The organism is Pseudoalteromonas sp. NGC95 (genome assembly GCF_015864705.1).
Classification (GTDB): Bacteria; Pseudomonadota; Gammaproteobacteria; order Enterobacterales; family Alteromonadaceae; genus Pseudoalteromonas; species Pseudoalteromonas arctica.
The window spans coordinates 20,155-35,872 of sequence record NZ_JADYWR010000001.1 but is presented as its reverse complement, the minus strand read 5'-3'; the positions used below and the strand labels follow the sequence as shown (position 1 = coordinate 35,872).

At 39.1% G+C, this 15,718-nt stretch carries 16 protein-coding genes; 10 read left to right on the top strand and 6 right to left on the bottom strand.

Features of this window, described 5'->3' with window-relative positions:
* Positions 1–71: 71 nt before the first annotated feature.
* The 3 genes from I6E70_RS00155 to I6E70_RS00145 all read left to right on the top strand — a co-directional run bounded on the left by I6E70_RS00155 (position 72) and on the right by I6E70_RS00145 (position 2,418).
* Positions 72–431 carry a glutaredoxin family protein gene (locus I6E70_RS00155; protein ID WP_007581591.1) on the top strand — a complete coding sequence of 120 codons (360 nt, stop codon included), beginning with the start codon at positions 72–74 and terminating at the stop codon, positions 429–431.
* Positions 432–470: 39 nt separating this feature from the next.
* A complete protein-coding gene (gltX, locus tag I6E70_RS00150) occupies positions 471–1,955 on the top strand; it encodes a glutamate--tRNA ligase (protein WP_007581594.1) in 1,485 nt (494 codons plus the stop codon).
* A gap of 163 nt (positions 1,956–2,118) precedes the next feature.
* Positions 2,119–2,418: a hypothetical protein gene (locus I6E70_RS00145; protein WP_007581596.1), complete on the top strand. Its 300-nt coding sequence runs from the start codon at positions 2,119–2,121 to the stop codon at positions 2,416–2,418.
* 4 nt (positions 2,419–2,422) lie between these two features.
* Here the strand turns inward: I6E70_RS00145 and I6E70_RS00140 are convergent, their stop codons facing one another.
* Together I6E70_RS00140 and I6E70_RS00135 are read right to left on the bottom strand one after the other, a co-directional pair.
* Entirely contained in the window at positions 2,423–2,818 is a 396-nt protein-coding gene (locus I6E70_RS00140) for a hypothetical protein (RefSeq protein ID WP_121954706.1), read from the bottom strand.
* 109 nt (positions 2,819–2,927) lie between these two features.
* On the bottom strand, positions 2,928–3,797 hold the full coding sequence (locus I6E70_RS00135; protein WP_197187762.1) for a CPBP family intramembrane glutamic endopeptidase: 870 nt from the start codon (positions 3,795–3,797) through the stop codon (positions 2,928–2,930).
* A 112-nt stretch (positions 3,798–3,909) separates the two neighbouring features.
* Between I6E70_RS00135 and I6E70_RS00130 the strand changes: the two genes are divergently transcribed.
* The 4 genes from I6E70_RS00130 (at position 3,910) to I6E70_RS00115 (ending at position 7,287) form a co-directional block, all read left to right on the top strand.
* Positions 3,910–4,611 (top strand): DUF3581 domain-containing protein, encoded by a 702-nt coding sequence (locus I6E70_RS00130; protein WP_101217536.1) that lies wholly within the window; start codon positions 3,910–3,912, stop codon positions 4,609–4,611.
* A 177-nt stretch (positions 4,612–4,788) separates the two neighbouring features.
* Positions 4,789–6,036: a DEAD/DEAH box helicase gene (locus I6E70_RS00125; RefSeq protein WP_024593280.1), complete on the top strand. Its 1,248-nt coding sequence runs from the start codon at positions 4,789–4,791 to the stop codon at positions 6,034–6,036.
* 59 nt (positions 6,037–6,095) lie between these two features.
* Complete coding sequence (locus I6E70_RS00120; protein ID WP_197187761.1) at positions 6,096–7,076, top strand: sensor domain-containing diguanylate cyclase; 981 nt, start codon at positions 6,096–6,098, stop codon at positions 7,074–7,076.
* Positions 7,077–7,089: 13 nt separating this feature from the next.
* A complete protein-coding gene (locus tag I6E70_RS00115; RefSeq protein ID WP_024590050.1) occupies positions 7,090–7,287 on the top strand; it encodes a hypothetical protein in 198 nt (65 codons plus the stop codon).
* Positions 7,288–7,404: 117 nt separating this feature from the next.
* Here I6E70_RS00115 and I6E70_RS00110 read toward each other — a convergent pair whose 3' ends face one another.
* The gene (locus tag I6E70_RS00110) at positions 7,405–8,361 is read right to left on the bottom strand and encodes a methylenetetrahydrofolate reductase (RefSeq protein WP_024593278.1); all 957 of its coding nucleotides are present in this window, start codon (positions 8,359–8,361) and stop codon (positions 7,405–7,407) included.
* 250 nt (positions 8,362–8,611) lie between these two features.
* Between I6E70_RS00110 and I6E70_RS00105 the strand changes: the two genes are divergently transcribed.
* Positions 8,612–11,494, top strand: coding sequence for a M16 family metallopeptidase (locus tag I6E70_RS00105; RefSeq protein ID WP_197187760.1), 2,883 nt, complete (start codon positions 8,612–8,614; stop codon positions 11,492–11,494).
* A 133-nt stretch (positions 11,495–11,627) separates the two neighbouring features.
* On the opposite strand, the gene I6E70_RS00100 is transcribed toward I6E70_RS00105, so the two are convergent.
* Positions 11,628–11,948: a helix-turn-helix transcriptional regulator gene (locus I6E70_RS00100; RefSeq protein WP_197187759.1), complete on the bottom strand. Its 321-nt coding sequence runs from the start codon at positions 11,946–11,948 to the stop codon at positions 11,628–11,630.
* Positions 11,949–11,952: 4 nt separating this feature from the next.
* Entirely contained in the window at positions 11,953–12,360 is a 408-nt protein-coding gene (locus I6E70_RS00095; protein WP_197187758.1) for a hypothetical protein, read from the bottom strand.
* Positions 12,361–12,704: 344 nt separating this feature from the next.
* Between I6E70_RS00095 and cysE the strand changes: the two genes are divergently transcribed.
* Both cysE and I6E70_RS00085 read left to right on the top strand, forming a co-directional pair.
* The gene (gene cysE, locus I6E70_RS00090; protein ID WP_121955565.1) at positions 12,705–13,523 is read left to right on the top strand and encodes a serine O-acetyltransferase; all 819 of its coding nucleotides are present in this window, start codon (positions 12,705–12,707) and stop codon (positions 13,521–13,523) included.
* A gap of 15 nt (positions 13,524–13,538) precedes the next feature.
* Positions 13,539–14,225, top strand: coding sequence for a hypothetical protein (locus tag I6E70_RS00085; RefSeq protein ID WP_197187757.1), 687 nt, complete (start codon positions 13,539–13,541; stop codon positions 14,223–14,225).
* A 32-nt stretch (positions 14,226–14,257) separates the two neighbouring features.
* Here the strand turns inward: I6E70_RS00085 and xseA are convergent, their stop codons facing one another.
* Complete coding sequence (xseA, locus tag I6E70_RS00080) at positions 14,258–15,592, bottom strand: exodeoxyribonuclease VII large subunit (protein WP_197187756.1); 1,335 nt, start codon at positions 15,590–15,592, stop codon at positions 14,258–14,260.
* Positions 15,593–15,718 lie beyond the last annotated feature (126 nt).

The following is a 15,718-nucleotide window of genomic DNA, read 5'->3' as shown; positions in this document are numbered from 1 at the left end:
ATTACACTTTTTTGATTGTAAATTTGTGCTAAAATCTGGCTCCTTAAATTGTTGTAAGCAGAGCGCAGAACATGAAATTAGTTCGTTGGTTTTTAGGTTGTATAATTTTATTCTTTAATTTTGTATTTACTCCTCGCAGTAAAAAGCGTGCAAGCGACGAGCAAGCACAGCTTGATCAGCAAACCTCACAATTTAAACTGTATCAATTTAAAGCATGCCCGTTTTGTGTAAAAGTACGTCGCGCCATTAAACGCGAAGGCTTAAACATAGAAACGCGTGATGCAAAAGACAATGAGCAATATCGTCAAGAGCTACTAGAACAAGGCGGAAAAGTTAAAGTGCCTTGCCTGCGTATAGAGCAAAACGGCCAAGTACAATGGCTGTATGAATCAAACGATATTATTGCTTACTTAAACAAAGTAGCTGCATAAACCACTTTTATTATCTCACTTATTTAAAGAGAATATACCATGACAATTCGCACCCGTGTTGCCCCGTCGCCAACTGGTGACCCGCATCTTGGCACCGCTTATATCGCCTTATTTAACTACTGTTTTGCTAAACAACAAGGCGGTGAATTTGTACTTCGTATAGAAGATACAGACCAAGTACGTAGCACGCCAGAGTCTGAACTTGCGATTATGGATAGCCTACGTTGGTTAGGGCTTGAGTGGGATCATGGTCCTGATGTGGGTGGCGAATTTGGTCCTTATCGTCAATCTGAGCGTAGCGATTTATATAAAAAATACGCGCATCAGTTAGTTGATGATGGTAAAGCGTTTTACTGCTTTGCAACAAGCGAAGAGCTTGATCAAATGCGTGAAGAGCAAATGGCAGAAGGCCTACGCCCTAAATATGACGGTCGTGGTTTAAACCATACAGATGAAGAAATTAAAGCAAACTTAGCTGAAGGCAAACCTTACGTTATACGTATGAAAATCCCAAGCGAAGGCACATTTAAGTTTAACGACTACTTACGTGATGAAATTGAGATCCCGTGGGAAAACGTAGACATGCAAGTGCTTTTAAAAGCGGATGGCTTTCCAACGTACTTTTTAGCGAACGTAGTTGACGACCACCATATGGAAATTAGTCATATTTTCCGTGGTGAAGAGTGGATTAACTCAGCACCTAAGTTATTAAAACTGTATGAAGATTTTGGTTGGGAAGCACCAGTACTTGGTCACTTACCATTACTACGTAACCCAGATAAATCAAAGCTGTCTAAGCGTAAAAACCCAACGTCTATTAATTACTATAAAGAAATGGGCTACCTGCCAGAAGCCGTGCTTAACTACTTAGGCCGTATGGGTTGGTCAATGCCAGATGAGCGTGAAAAGTTCACGTTAAACGAGATGATTGAAAACTTCGACATGAAGCGCGTATCGCTTGGTGGTCCAGTATTCGACGTAGATAAATTAAGCTGGTTAAACGGCATGTGGATCCGTGAAAATCTAACCGACGAGCAGTTAATTCAGCGCTTTGTTGATTGGAAGTTTAATGGCGAAATGCTCGCTAAAATATTACCAGAAGTTAAAACACGTATTAATACGCTGTCGGATATGGTTGAGCTTGCAGGGCACTTTGTAGGTGGTATTCCAACTTACGATCCTGCGCTATTAACAGCCGGCAAAGCAGACGAAAACGTGATTCGCCAAGCGCTACAATTTTTTGTATGGCAGCTTGAAGGTTTACGTAGCTTTGAAAAGCCCGCTATTTTTGCAATTGCAAAAGAAGTTGCAACATTCCACGAGCTTAAGATTAAAGACTTTTTAGAGCCAATATTTGTCGCAATTACTGGCAAAACGTCAAGTACGTCAGTGCTTGATGCAATGGAAATATTGGGGTCTGACTTATCACGTGCTCGTTTACGTGTTGCACTTGCTCATTTAGGTATTTCTAAAAAGCAGGCTAAAAATATAGAGCGTGCGTACCGCGAATACCCAAGTGCATAATTGCTAAATAATGCATTTTTAAAAGCCGAGCTTAGTAAAATAAGTTCGGCTTTTTTGTGTCAGGTTGTTTAGCTATATGACATCGTATTTTGATATTGTTTAGCCTAAGCATTCATAATTTACTAAATGCTACAATGCGGCATATAAACTCATAGGAGGCAGTATGATTGCAACCGTTAAAAACAAAGCTATTTTTAGCAGTAATACATTTTCGATAAACCTTGTTACTTACCCAATTAATCACAGCGTAATGAACCATATTGACCCTGTGCAGCAAGGGCGCTATTACAAGCTCAACTTTGTATTAGAAAAACCTAAAGCGGGTGGGGTATTTAAATGCTCAAAATGCATTATAAATTTATTTAATCGCGTGTATTTATTCAGACCCGATAAGTACGAACACAGCGTATCTAAAATCGAGTCTGGAAAGCGCGTACTACTGAGCTTTGCGCTTAATATATAATTTATTAATAGTCGTAGGCCTGTCCGGTGCATAAAACAGATAGGTCGCAGTACGATACAGACGTTTCACCACAAGAATTGATAGTAAAAGCATTTCCGCCTCTATTCATAGTATCATTCTTAAGTGCGTCAATGGCGTGAGACTTAGCGCGGTTATAGCTAATATTAGGCTTAGCATCACGATTGTTGCTAACACAGAACTGCCCTTCAACTCGACCTAAAAGTTTAGCACCGCTTTCGTGCGCCTCTTGATCACTATAAAACTGTTGAAGATCTCCTCTAGCAACACGAGTACTGACCTGCTCTGCTAAAATATCTTTAGTTATATTGGTATGGAAGCGAGCTCCAGAACAACCAGCTAAAATAATGAGTAAACTTAAGGTTGCTGTGACTCTTAGCATATCTAATTGATCCATCAATTTATTAATTTCGTTAGGAAATAAAGATACCCATTTAATTTAATACATGCAAGGCTAATAGGTTAATAAATTGTTTGTATTTGTAAGTGACTTAAATACTACTGAGCATAGGGTAAGTAAACAAAAAGAAGTGGCAAATATTAACCAACCAATGGCATAAAATAGCCCACTCTAAGCGCTGCGTTTTATAAAAAACATAGCCATACCCCAAGCCTGCAATAAATGAAACCAATACATAGTTAATTCCTCCAGCAAAATGTGCCAAAGCAAAAATACCTGCAGTAATTACAGGGGCAAGTATTGCTAAACGGGTCGGTGTAATTATTTTGTTAAGCTTAGTTTGTAGTAAACCTCTAAATAAAGCTTCCTCGGCAACACAGGTAAATAAAAGATTAATAGCCATAAAGGCTAACCAAAAGTCAGGAACCTTAGGGTTAAAGCTTATAAGTCCAAGCATTAAAGCCGCAATGAGCGTAGCTAAAACAGTAGCAATAATTATTAAACTGGCTTGTTTAAAGTTTAATGGGCCCGCTTTATTAGAGTCTGCTTTTAAAGCTTTTTTATTTGAATAAAAGTAAGCACAAAGAAATAAACCCGCCATAGCTTTATCAAAATTAGCATAAAGGGTAAAAGCAATCGCATCGCTTGTAATACGCTCGTTTATAACAATAGGGAGGTTATTAAAACCAGGCACCCAATGAAGTGCTAATGCCAATGAGGAAACTATAAACACAGTACTTAAAGTAGCGCGAATTATTGCCTGCTTTGTATTTAGCACACAGTAGTATAAAACAACGTAAAGCCCAGTGAACAGCAGAGCATATAAATTTATATAACCTTGAAAATATGCACTCACAACACCTAAAGCTAGTAAGTAGTGCCAAAGGGGTTGTCGCATTATTGATATTTTGCAATACGGAAAAACACATATAATTGATAGCGCTAATAAATAAAAGGTCATTGTTTTTTATTGCTCTGTTTTATTTAGCAACTAATCTAACAGATTCGACCTCTCAGTATTTTTTTTCTGGTAATATAGATAGGTTATAAGCAGTTTAAGCAGTGAACAAACTATGTTAAGTCCTTTTTTTCAGCAGCATGCTGATTATGTTTCTATCTCTCGTGAGCAGGGTTGTCGATTCGCTAAATGCGTTGCTGACGATTACAATCCACTTCACGACAAAGATGCCAAAAAGTTTTGCGCGCCAGGAGACTTACTTTTTTCATTGGTACTAGACCGCTACGGTATTAGTGAACAAATGGAATTTACTTTTGCCGGTATGGTTGATGAAAACACCAAACTTAACTTCCCTGAAGGGGCTGATGAGTTTGATGTAACCAATGGCGAAAAAGTTATTTTAAAGGTAAAGCGCAAAGGTAAAACCAGCCAATGCCCAGCACTGACTAATAGCCTAATAAAAAATTATGTTGAGTTTTCTGGTACTACTTTCCCGCATGTAATTATTCCATTAATGGGTAAGCAAGAGGTAATGATTAACCCTGCTCGCCCAATGATTATTTACGAATCAATGCTTATCAATCTTGATAATCTTGATATTACAGAACCAGAACTTGAGTTTGCAGAGCCTAGTTTTGAGTACGCCGGCAAGCGCGGAAAAATTACACTACGTTTTAACCTGTTAGAAAACGGCGTTAAAGTGGGTAGTGGTGAAAAGCATATGGTAGTTTCGGGTATACGCGAATACTGCCAAGCAACAGTTGACGATTTAATAGCGTTTTACAACGAGCGTAAAGCGACACTAAAGCCAGCTTAAAGCTACAGCAAACTATAAAAGGCGCTAAATACAGCTGTTATTTAGCGCCTTTTTTATTGTTTTTAGCGCTAAAGTGAAAGTGAGCAACCACGATTAAATACTTTTCTGGACTGGATAATTTACGCAGTACAGTAATATGCGTACAATAGCGCTCTTTGTTATTTTAAAGCTAAACCTATGTCTGCCACTACGTTCTCATCACTTAATCTCGACCCGTTATTATTAACAGCGATTGAGCAAAATAATTACACTCAACCAACCGCAATTCAGATTAAAACTATTCCGCCTATTTTAGCCGGAAGTGATGTAATGGGCAGCGCGCAAACAGGTACGGGTAAAACTGCCGCCTTTGTTTTACCTTTATTACATAAGCTTTTAAATACCCCTAAAAAAGATGAGCAAGGCCTTGCACGTGTAGTCATTTTAACGCCAACCCGTGAGCTTGCTCAGCAAGTATTTGCAAGCTTTGAAAAGTACGCACAAGGCACTAATATCAATGGCGCTTTAGCCTATGGTGGCGCAAGTATTGGCCCTCAAATAAAAGCACTTAAAACAGCGCAAGTTATAGTGGCAACACCTGGGCGTTTGCTTGATCATATAGTTAAAGGCAGTGTGGTACTTTCAAGCGTAGACTCCTTAGTGTTTGACGAAGCTGACCGCATGCTTGATATGGGCTTTATTGATGAAATTAGACGTATATTGCGACATATCCCGGGCGATCGCCAAACTTTACTATTTTCAGCTACGTTTGATGACAGCGTGTTTGAACTCAGTAAAAAGTTACTTAAAAACCCAGAGCTAATTGAAGTTGATAAACGTAACTCAGCAGCCGTTGAAGTAGAGCAAGTTATTTACGCTGTAGATGAGGATCGTAAGCGCGAACTTGTATCGCACATGATTGGTATGAAAAACTGGCGCCAAGTGCTTATTTTTACTCGCACAAAACAAATGGCTGATCAGCTTGCTAAAGAAATGTGTAAAGACGGTTTAAAAACCGAATCAATCCATGGCGACAAATCGCAAGGCGCACGCGACCGTGCATTGCAAAACTTTAAAGAAGGTATTACACGCGTACTTGTTGCAACCGATGTAGCTGCGCGTGGTTTAGATATTTCTACACTTAGATACGTAATTAACTTTGAACTACCGTACATTGCCGAGGATTACGTGCACCGTATTGGCCGTACAGGTCGTGCTGGCGAACAAGGACTTGCTATGTCGCTGGTAAGTCTTGATGAGCAATGGCTGCTAGAAGAAATTGAAGTACTACTCGATACGCGTTTAACGCCGCAGTGGTTAGAAGGTTACGAGCCAGATCCTAATAAAAAGCCAAAAGATAATCGTAAAAATACTAACAAGTCGCGAAAAGATCGCGATAAAAAACGCATAACTGGTAAAAGAGAGCCAAGCAGACGTCGTAAATAATAGCTTTTATTTTGCTTTTTTGCCTATACTGGAGCTACTAAATAGCCGAGGTAAAGCTAATGTTTGAAACTGATCAATGGGCATTTTCTGGTATTGATGGCCAGATATCTTTGCATAAATGGCAAAAAACCATAGATCTTATTACGGGGCTTTTTTCAGCCCCGTCTGGTTATATCGTACAGGCAACAAGTAAAGGCTATCGCGTTGTTATTAGAAGTAACGAAGGTGGCTCTAACTTTGAGACAAATCCCATACTTCCTCCTCAAACACCTCTTTTTTGTCGTCACGTTGCTGAAACTAATAATATTTTATATGTTAATGATGCAAGCAATAACGATGCATGGAACACCCTACCAGAAGTAGTTGAAGATGGTGTTGAATCCTACCTAGGTTTACCTATTCATTGGCCTGAGGGCGAAGTGTTTGGCACGCTATGCTTAAAAGACACTAAAATAACAAGCTATACCGATGAATATTTTGAACTCATAGAGCAACTACGCGATTTAATTGAAGATGATTTAGCACTTGTGCATAGCTATGAGCAAATGCGCGAAATAGCCATGTTAGACTCATTAACAGATATTTATAATCGCCGAGCACTCAACTTATTAGCCCAGCAAAAACTTAACTTAGCGCTACGTTTAGGCTTCGACGTATGTTGCTTGTTTATTGATATAAACGACTTTAAAAAATTAAACGACACCTGCGGACATGAAGTGGGCGACAAAGCCTTAATTATATTGGCAGATACGCTAAAAAACCATTTAAGAGATGCCGACATAGTAGGGCGTTTAGGTGGTGATGAGTTTGTTGCAGTAATGCAATTAAGCGATAAAAGCAAGATTAACTACATCATGGATAAAATATCCTCTGAGTATTCAAAAGCCTTACTCAAAGAAGACGTTTGCGATTTATCGCTTAGTATTGGTTATAGTTTTACTAATAAACAAAAGCAGCCCTTTGAAGCGCTATTAAATGATGCAGACCACGCAATGTATAAAAATAAACAAGCGTACAAGCTCGCTAAAAAAGCACAATAAAAGGAGGTTCGTCATGACTCATGCCACACAAACTTGGCTAGTTTTTTCTGCGATAGGTTTTATTTTTTCCTTAGCAATAATAAGCTTATTTGAAACGTTCCCTAGCATTAGATTTATATCTAATGAGGGAATAATTTTTGGTGTTATGTGCTCCTCTATGGGGTTTGCCTTAAAAAGGCTTGAGAGTAATAACCAAAAACACCTTCAATAAATAGCTTAAGCTGCAAATCTTTACTTGTATTTATTAATTAATTTTTCAAAGAACGGACATAAAAAAGCAAGCCATTAGGCTTGCCAAGAAGGGTGTTAATTAGCTCTAACCTAGCCTTTAAGCTATTAGCTTTTCGGCTAGGTTTAATTCCATTATTGCTTTTAATAAACGGTATAAGTTGATTGATGCATCAATTTCTTCTTTACGGTTTGTTAAGCTTTCAATATTTAAGCCCAGCGGTACATCTAAATGCGCACAGCTTTTAAGTATTAAGTCGAGGTTTTCGCGGCAAATACGTACTGATTCGCTTAATGTATTGTCTGCATCAAGCATGCGCCATTTAGTTGCCTCTGGCACTGAGATACCCAACCATTGCATAAAGTCTAAGGTTTTTTCGCCGCCGCACGGGGTAAACGTTAATATAATACGTTGAGGTGTAATCCCTTGTGCTTTACATGTACGTGCGTAGCTAGTAATTAGCTCTATAGTCGCTTGTGCATCGTAAACAGCTTGCGATATAAAAAACTGACAACCTTGTGCTGTTTTTTCTATTAATCGTTCGTGCTCATTTCGTTTGCTTGAATGGCGCTCGGCAATAGTAACGCCACCTAAAAAGAAATCATCTGACTGCTCAGCCATCGCTTTATAAGCATCTGGCAGGCTTAGCTTTATATCGCCTATCGATGATGGGCTACCTACTAAAACAACATTTTGTAAATCGTAGTCGTTTTTAGTTTCACTTAGCCAATCTTTAAATTCGCCTACGCCACGCTGCGCCACACTCTTATAAGTAATTACATCTTGTGCAGATAAATTACGAAGTAAATGGCTGTATTCACGCGGATCAACGGTTTGTTTAAACGCAAATGGGCGGTCTTGGTTAGTTCGGCTGCTTTCGTCTTGAATGTCGTAAATTATCACACCGTCGTATTCAATTTCGTGTAAGCGACCTAATAGCTTTTCTGCAATGGTTTTTAATTGCGCTTTATCGGTGCCAATTTTAGGCGGGGTAGTACCAATAAGATAAACACCTTGATTGGTGTCCACTATCTTCTCTTTTAGTGATAAAGCCATAATCCTCATTCCAGCTAAGTTTGTTTTGATGGATTTAATATAGCAGCCATTTAGACGTCTAGATAGATTTATTTAATGAAAGTTTTTCAATTAACATGATGTTTATTCATAGTGCTTGTTCCCATAATTTATAATTGACACAGTTGTTTACATAATAAATCCCCTTGGGACTCTTATATTTATTGGCTTTGGGGCATAATTAAAGAGTTAAATCTGACAACAAATTTGCTCAATTTAAAAAGGGACAACAATGAAATTTAAATTATTAGCAACCAGCTTAGCGGTATCGCTGGCGTTAACAGGTTGCGCCATGCAACAAAACCAAAGCACGCAAACAACAGCACAACAAGAACAAGTAAATAAAGCTGATGACCGTGTTTTCTCGCAAGATTATTTAATTGAAGAGCTAGAAAACGGCTTACGTGTCATGGTTGTTAAAACCGACTACCCTGATGTAGTGTCGCTGCAAATTCCGGTATCGGTTGGGTCGCGTAACGAAGTTGAAGAGGGCAAAACAGGCTTTGCTCACTTTTTTGAACACATGATGTTTAAAGGCTCACAAAAATACCCTGAAGATGTGTACTCAGACATATTAAAAAATTCAGGTGTTGATAACCGCGCTTATACAACAAACGATTTTACAAACTACCATTTAAACTTTTCAAAACAGCACCTTGATAAAGTGCTTGAGCTTGAAGCTGATATTTTTCAAAACTTAACTTACACCGAAGAGCAATTTAGAACAGAAGCACAAACGGTAAAAGGTGAGTACTTAAAAAACAACGCGAGCCCAATTCGTAAATTATTAAGCGCTGTACGCGAAGAAGCGTTTGATAAGCACACGTATAAACACACCACTATGGGCTTTTTTAAAGACATAGAAGCCATGCCAGATCAAATGGCGTACGGGAAAGAGTTTTTTGCTAAATTTTATAAACCTGAGTATGTGTCACTTGTTATTGTGGGCGATGTAGATCCACAAGCAACAATGGCAATGGTTAAAAAGCATTGGGGTAGCTGGAAAAAGGGTAACTATGTTGCTGACATTAAAGCAGAGCCTGTTCAACAAGCACCAAAATATTTGCACCAGCAAGATGAAGCGCTACCAGGACATTGGTTACTTGTATCCTACAAAGGCGCTGCGTGGGAGCCTGCTAAAAAAGACAGAGCAGCACTTGATTTAATCTCACAGCTTTATTTTTCTAGTAATTCAGATTTATATCAAGAGCTAGTGGTCGACAAACAAATTGCCAGCCAAATGTTTACTTATAACCCTGAGACTAAAGATCCGGGTTTATTACACGTATTTGTTAAAGTAGAAAACGCAGACGATTTAGCCACTGCGCGCGATGCCATTAACCGCACTTATGCAAAAGCACGCACTGAGCTTGTTGATGAGCAAAAGTTGAGTGATTTAAAATCGAACCTTAAATACAGCTTTATTAATGGCTTGGATTCATCGCAAGCGATTGCATCAACTCTTGCCAGCTACATGCATTTTGAGCGCGATCCTGAAGTTATAAACCAGCTGTATAAATCGGCAGATAACATTACCAGCGCAGATATTAAAGCCGTTGCTAATAAATACTTTACTGATAACGCACGTACCACATTAACAATGTCGGCACTTGATAAAGCCCCAGGTTTCGAGCAAGAAATTAATTTAAATGCGCTTACTGCAAAGCTTAAACAAGCACCTGCGGCACCTGTATTTAAAGTACTTGATAAAACGAATGGCTCGCCATTAATTGATGTTAACTTTTTATTCAATACCGGTGCGGCTGCCGACCCACAAGGCAAAAAAGGTGTTGCTGCGTTAACTGCGGCTATGCTTGCACAAGGTGGCTCAGAGGCGACAAGCTATAAAGATATTCAAAAAGCACTTTATCCGCTTGCGGGTAGCTTTGGTTATCAAATAGATAAAGAAATGCTGTCGTTCCAAGGACGTATTCATAAAGATAATGCGGCGCAGTGGTATTCACTTGTGAGCGATCAATTACTAAACCCAGGTTTTAGAGATGACGACTTTAAGCGCCTTAAAAAAGAAATGATCGATGGCATTAAGTCAGGCTTAAAAGCATCTAACGATGAAGAGCTAGGCAAAGAAGTGCTATACAGTGCGCTTTACAAAAATCACCCTTACGAAAGCTACAACTATGGTGATATTTCGGATTTAGAAGCGTTGACGCTAGATGACGTTAAAGCGTTTTATAACAGCGAGCTTACGCAATCTAAACTCACGGTTGGTTTAATTGGGGCTGTACCTGCAAAGCTTAAAGCTAAAATGATGAGCGATTTTGCAACGCTACCAAAGGGTGAGCAAAGCCGTTTAAGTATTCCTGATGCGCCAGTGCTTAAAGGTCATCATGCAACGATTGTAGAAAAGTCAGCGCAATCGACGGCGGTATCGTTTGGTTTCCCTATTGATACAATTAGAAGTAGCGAAGACTGGACAGCCCTTTGGCTTGTGCGTTCGTACTTTGGTGAGCACCGTAGTTCTAACAGCTTTTTATATGAGCGTATTCGTGAAACTCGCGGCATGAACTACGGCGATTACGCATACATTGAATACTTTCCACGTGGTATGTTTCAAACCAAGCCTGATGCAAACCTAGGGCGCTCTGAGCAAATATTTCAAGTGTGGTTACGCCCACTTCGCTCTAATAACGATGCGCACTTTGCAACACGTACCGCCTTGTTTGAGCTAGATAAGCTAATTAAAAATGGTATGAGCGAAGATGACTTTGAAGCAACACGTAACTTTTTAATTAACTTTGTGCCGCAAATGGTTGCAAGTCAAAACCGCCAATTAGGTTACGCACTTGATAGCGAATTTTACGACACAGATAGTTTTGTAAGTTACGTAACTAACAAACTTAAAACGCTAAGCGTTGCTGATGTAAATCGCGTTATTAAAGAAAACTTACAAACAGACAATGTTCAATATGTGTTTATAACCGCAGGCGGCGCTGATATGCAAAAACGTTTAGCGTCGCAGCAAACATCACCAATGGTCTATAACACTAATAAACCTGCTGAGTTGGTTGCTGAGGATAAAGTGATTGCCGATTATAAATTAGCAATTCCTGCAAAAAATATTGAAGTGATGAAAGTTGATAAAGTATTTCAATAATTTAAGTGGTTTTTAAACTATCTTGAAACGTATAAAAAATGCCCCAGTGCTTTAAAGCTCTGGGGCATTTTTATATTAATACTTTAAGCCAAAGCAAAGGCTTGTTACTAATAAAATAAGCTCGTTACTAATATCATAAGCTTGTTATTAATAGCATACAGCCAACACCGAGTGTAAAGCTAATTAAAGAGCTTATAGCAATAGCTACAATAAACTTTTGCGTTGATTGGACTTTAACCATTTCATCTACTTCTAAGTCGTCTAGTTTTATAAGCTCGCCTTGGCGCACTTCAAATACTGCGCATAAAGCCATTGTGGTTTCTTTTGATGCCGCACCTTCTTTTTCTACACGCTGAATGGTACGTAAGCTTACATCGCAGGCATCGGCAAGTTGCTGTTGCGTCCAATTAAATTGCTGCCTAAGTTCTTTTATTGTTTTAGGGTTAAGTTGCATGCGTTTATTTACCTACCACTAAGTCAATTAGCGCAAAGGTTGAATACCCACCTAAGTATCCGGCAAGTACACAGGCAGAAAAAAAGAGCACGGCTCTTTTCGTATCCTTAATAAAAGGAAGTACAGTTTGTTCTTGCTGCTTTATTTGCTCATTATTTTTAAAAAAAGTACATTCAAGCTTGCCAGTGATAATATTTAGCATGTGATATTTAACTTGGTAGTTATGTTCTTTAAACTCAAATGTATGCGTGCTTTTTCTACCAACGCTACGCTTACTACTAACTAAATCGTCGTTTACATAGATTTCTTCTTTGCCTGTAAAGTAGCTGCCAAAACAGGCTATTTGATTGTCGCCATCTTGAAAGTAAAATTTGTAACCTAATTTTCTTGTATTTAATATATCGTTTTTCATCATCGTTATCCTTGTTGAGTTGATGATGCTAATTTAGCGTTTGTTTTTGTTATTTACGCCGTCAGCTGTACGCCAGTATGTATTTTGGCATATGACAGGTGAGCTGTCATATGTTGTTAGCTTTTGATTTTTATTAATTTATTATATTTTAAGTATGCATTGGTCATTTTAGCTACTGTCGTATAACTTAATCTAAAAAATAGGTAAGTATTTAAAATATCATTTCTGGGTGCTAGTTATATCTAATAACCAGAACAAATAACTAAGGGATTAACACCTTAGTGGTTAAATCCGTTAGACTTGGGAAAAGGCTATTTTATATCAACTTAAGGCAGTGCAGTATTATGCGTCATGCAATTTGGCAACAGCTTCGCGACGAAGCTAACGATGTAGTAAAACGTGAACCATTATTAGCAAGTCATGTTTATTCATGCATTTTGAATCATGATTGTTTAGGTTCGGCATTGAGCTTTATTGTTGCTAATAAGTTGGCTGATGCGGTGGTATCTGCATTCACTATCCGAGAGTTGTTCGACCAAGCATTTGTAAAATGTGACCGTATGCTCTCGTTTGTTGCTGAGGATATTAAAGCGGTAAAAGACCGCGATCCGGCATCAGAAACATATCTTACGGTTATATTAAATCTAAAAGGTTTTCATGCTATTCAGGCGCACCGTTTGGCTAATTGCTTGTGGCAACAAAACCGCAAAGAGCTAGCGCGCTTTATTCAAAGCCGTAACTCTGAAGTGTTTGGGGTCGATATTCACCCAGCATGTAAAGTGGGTAAAGGCATTATGTTTGACCACGCAACCGGTATTGTTATTGGTGAAACAGCGGTAATTGAAGATAACGTATCAATTTTGCAATCTGTAACGCTTGGCGGTACAGGTAATGAGCAGGGCGATCGTCATCCTAAAATTAGAGCGGGCGTATTAATTGGCGCCGGCGCTAAAGTACTTGGTAATATTGAAGTAGGTGAGGGCGCACGAATTGGTGCGGGCTCAGTTGTACTTAGCAATGTTCCACCACACACAACCGCTGTTGGCGTACCCGCTAAAATTATTGGTCGACCGGATTGTGAGTGTCCGGCGCAAAGTATGAACCAAAACTTTTTGACTCAACAAGAGCCAGAAAACGCATCGCATACTAGCGCAATGCTGTAGCCTTAGGTAAAAATAATGTCTAATAAAAGTAACTCACTTTCAATGTTGCTAAGTTTTATTACTGGTGTGGGGTTGGCTAGTAGTTACTTTTTGTTTTTTAATAAAATATCTAATGACGCATATCCTCAGTCAGAAAATACGCGTCAGAATGTTACTATTAAAGTCAGTAGCAATAATAAACTTAGTAGTCATGATGTTAGCAATGACTCAAACCTAAATAGCGCTTTAATTACGGCCAACCAAAATGCTACACGGCAATTTGTTGAACAAGAGTATACTCAGCAAATAAGTACGCTTACCGACGAGCTTGCCGTTAAAACCAAGGAACTAAAGCGTGCCGAACAACAATTAAAGTCAACTCAGTTAGCGCAATTAGATGATGTTGATTTTTCTAAGCAACTTGATGAAAAATTTGATAATGAAAGTGAAAATACTCAGTGGAGTTATGAAATAGAAACGGCGCTTACCGATTTTTTAATTACCAGCAACTTGAGTAACTCAGCACAGTTAAGTGATTTGGAGTGCAAGCAAACTCTGTGTAAATTTGTAATTGTTGCTGAGCAAAGTAATGAGCAAGGACATGCACAGTGGCGTGAGCTTAACGATAAGCTAACAGCAATGCCCTGGTGGCAGCAATTTAAGCTAACTACATCAAGCTCTAACGACGAGAAAATAGAGTTTGTAGTAAGTATCAAAGAGTAAGTATACGCACTTTATAATGTTTTTTTAACGCCTTAGCTATGTACTTGTGAGTGCACCACGCCGTCAACAAATTCTGTAATTAGCGTGTCGCCAGCTTTTACATCTCCTACCGATTTAACCACTTTGTTTTTCTCATTTTTTGTAATGCTGTAACCACGTGCTAATACGTTGAGTGGGCTTACTGAGTCTAATCTACTCGCTTGTAACGCCAAATTATTATTAGCTTGTTGCAATTGATGTTGTATAGCCTGATTAAGCCTTGCTTGTATTTGCGTAAGTTGATGGCTTGCTGTAGCGAGTTTTTTGTCGGGTGATTGGCGCATTAAACGCGGCGTTAAGTTATTGAGTGTGCGTTCTTGCTGGTATAAACGATTACGCATAGCTTGTTGCAGTGCAATGCTTAGCTCATCCAAGCGTTGTGATTTTTGATTGAGCTGATTACGCGGATGACACAAATTAAGGCGGTGTTGTAACTGCGTTGCTAGTGCGCGTTTGTCGGCAATACCGTGCTTAAACGCGTTAGATAAACGATTAACTAATTGCGTTACCTTATTGTGTAACTCTTGCGTATTTGGGCTTACAAGCTCAGCTGCGGCTGATGGGGTCGCTGCACGAACATCAGCGACGTAATCGCTAATAGTGGTATCTATTTCGTGGCCTACCGCACTTACTATCGGTAATTCACTTTTGAAAATAGCGCGGGCGAGCTGTTCGTGATTAAAACACCATAAATCTTCAAGTGATCCGCCGCCTCGCCCTAAAATAAGTACGTCTACTTCATCACGTGTGTTGGCTAATTCAATTTGGTTAATTAAATGCACGTGCGCTTCTTTGCCTTGTACGATAGCAGGGTAAATGATGACTTCTAGCTGCGGTGCACGGCGTTTGAGTACCGTTAAAATATCTTTTATAGCAGCGCCTGTTGCTGAGGTAATAACACCAATGCGATTAATGTTTTGCGGAAGTGGTTTTTTATACGCAGAGCTAAATAATCCTTCGGCGGCCAAACGCATTTTAAGCGCATCGAATTCTTGTTTTAGCTGACCTTCGCCGGCCGGTTCCATATGCTCAACAATAAGCTGGTAGTCACCGCGAGGTTCATAAAGCGATACACGCGCTTTTACTGTAACTTGTGCGCCATTTACAGGGCGGTAGCTTTGATTGCGATTATTTCCGCGCCACATAGCGGCTTTAATTTGTGCTTTATCGTCTTTTAACGAAAAATACCAATGCCCGGATGCAGGGGTAATAAAGTTAGAAATTTCGCCCGTGAGCACTAAAGATGCAAAACCTTGCTCAAGGATTGTGCGAATTTCTCTATTAAGGCGTGAAACGGTGTAAACCGCCTGCGAAGGCTTCGAAAACATAAAAAACAACCTAAAACTATTTATTGCACTACTTTATCATAAATATTTGCGAAATATTATTTACTCATGCCAACAACGCTGTTAAAATTTGGCCGCAATTCCTTATCTTAGATCCACATGTGAGAA